The sequence below is a fragment of the Myxacorys sp. genome (assembly GCF_059501405.1).
Genome location: NZ_JCACCM010000068.1, coordinates 1 through 2,100 on the forward strand (window position 1 = coordinate 1; position 2,100 = coordinate 2,100).

The 2,100-nt window shown below is 45.2% G+C and carries 2 protein-coding genes; both read left to right on the plus strand.

Features of this window, described 5'->3' with window-relative positions; all coding sequences use genetic code 11:
* Positions 1-293 precede the first annotated feature (293 nt).
* Positions 294-1,580, plus strand: coding sequence for an AAA-like domain-containing protein (locus AC5I6P_RS06715; protein WP_495692975.1), 1,287 nt, complete (start codon positions 294-296; stop codon positions 1,578-1,580).
* A complete protein-coding gene (locus AC5I6P_RS06720; RefSeq protein WP_495692976.1) occupies positions 1,577-2,056 on the plus strand; it encodes a hypothetical protein in 480 nt (159 codons plus the stop codon). The genes AC5I6P_RS06715 and AC5I6P_RS06720 overlap by 4 nt, the downstream gene beginning before the upstream one ends.
* Positions 2,057-2,100: the final 44 nt, after the last annotated feature.

Sequence of the window (2,100 nt, forward strand, 5' to 3'; positions counted from 1 at the left end):
TTCGTCTGATGGTACAACGATTGGCTGCTTAAGATTTACTTTATGAATCAGCTCTGATGCAATATTAGTGAAATTACAGGCATAAATGTATCAAAAGTTTATTTCTAGGTTTTCTCAAATTAAGACTCAAAGTGGAATTTGTAAAAAACATCGATCACAAGCTTCAAATGTTTAGAACAACGGTTTAGAGATAAGCTTCATGATCTAGAGAGCCCTAGCGTAAACATTTCTATCACTCAGTCTCCAAATCTCACTGTTCATCTCTAATTAGGTTTGGCAGAAAGAACTGAATCATGAAAGAAGTATCTTTGAACTATCAAGTTGGCGGAAGCTTGACCAACGATGCACCTAGCTACATTCCACGACAGTCGGACGTGAATTTGTATGAAGCACTGAAGCGGGGTGAGTTTTGTTATGTCCTCAATTCTCGTCATATGGGCAAGTCATCTCTGTTGGTTCGTACTCGGCATCGGCTACAGCAGGAAGGTTACTGCTGCACTGTGGTAGATATGACCAATATCGGTAGTGAAAACATCACACTGCTCCAGTGGTACAAAGGCATTGTTAAAGATATCGGGCGAGGCTTCAAACCGTTAAGAAAGTTCGATTTTCAAACGTGGTGGAAAAGTGAGGAAGATATTTCGCTACTTCAGCGACTCAGCCGCTTTATCAGTGATGTGTTACTCAAAGAACTGGGCAATGAAAAAATTGTCATTTTTATTGACGAAATTGATAGCATTTTAAGCCTGCCATTTTCGGTGGATGATTTTTTTGCCCTCATTCGGTTTTGTTATAACCAGCGATCGATCGACGCCGACTACCAACGCATTTGTTTTGCCATTTTTGGTGTAGCGACCCCTGCTGACTTGATCCAAGACCGCAAGCGAACCCCGTTCAACTTAGGAACGGCGATCGCAATCAATGGCTTCACCTTGGCAGAAGCACAGCCCTTGACCAAAGGACTAGCTATCCAAGCAGACAATGCTCAAGCGGTGCTTCGGGAAGTTCTGAATTGGACGAATGGACAGCCTTTTTTGACCCAGAAACTCTGTCAGCTTGTCATTCGCTCTAGCCAAGATGCAATCGACGGAATTTTGATGATTCCTCCAGGTCATGAGGCTTATTGGATCGATCGCATGGTGCGAGAAAAACTGCTCAAGGACTGGGAAGCACAAGATGAACCAGAGCATTTGAAGACGATTCGCAACCGCATTCTTAGTCGTCAAGATACAGCCGGACGGTTACTGGGAATTTATCAACAGATTCTGCAAGCGGGGCAGGAGACACCCGTAGAGGCTTCAACTCATCTACCCGTTGCTGCTGACGATAGCCCAGAGCAGATCGAACTTATTCTCTCTGGGTTGGTGATCAAGCGGGATGGCTATCTCAGTGTCAAAAATCGAATCTATGCCGAAGTCTTTAATTTGCAATGGGTTGAGCAGCAACTACGAGCGTTACGCCCCTATTCGCAAGCCCTAGAGGTTTGGGTTGCAACGAAACGACAGGATAGGATGAGTCACGACTATTGCGTGGGCAAGCCCTCAGAGATGCTCAACAGTGGTCGCAAGGAAAGTGGTTGAGTGATCTAGACCATCAATTTCTAGCAGCCTCAGTTGAAAGCGATCGTCGCCAAGTGCAACGAGTATTAGAAGCCGATCGCATCCAAGCAATAGAAGCACAGCTTGCCCAAGAACAACAAAATGCTCGATTGCAACGGCACTTTTCAATCACAGTCAGCATGGCGTTAATCGGTGCTCTAGGCTTAGGAATTGCTACGTTCTGGCAGTACCGCCTAGCCAGAAGCAGCGAGCAAGAAGCCAAAATGAGTGAAATCAAAGCACTAGTTTCCTCGTCTGAAGGAAATTTTGACTCCCATCGCTATTTAGAGGCAATGATTGATGCAATCAAGGCGAAAGAGAAACTCCAAAGGCTGAATGTTGTCGATGCTGCGCTGGAAGAAACGGTGCAAAATGCTCTTCAGCAAAGGATCTATGGCACTGAAGAAGTGAATCGCTTATCAGTTGGGACGGCGGTTCAAGATGTTGCCCCTGCTTGACTGACAAAACTAAGAAGCTGGAAAGCTAGTGAGGACGGTGAATT

Excerpts from the sequence above, each read along its gene's own strand:
- AC5I6P_RS06715 (WP_495692975.1), top strand. The coding sequence starts at position 294 with ATGAAAGAAGTATCTTTGAACTATCAAGTTGGCGGAAGCTTGACCAAC.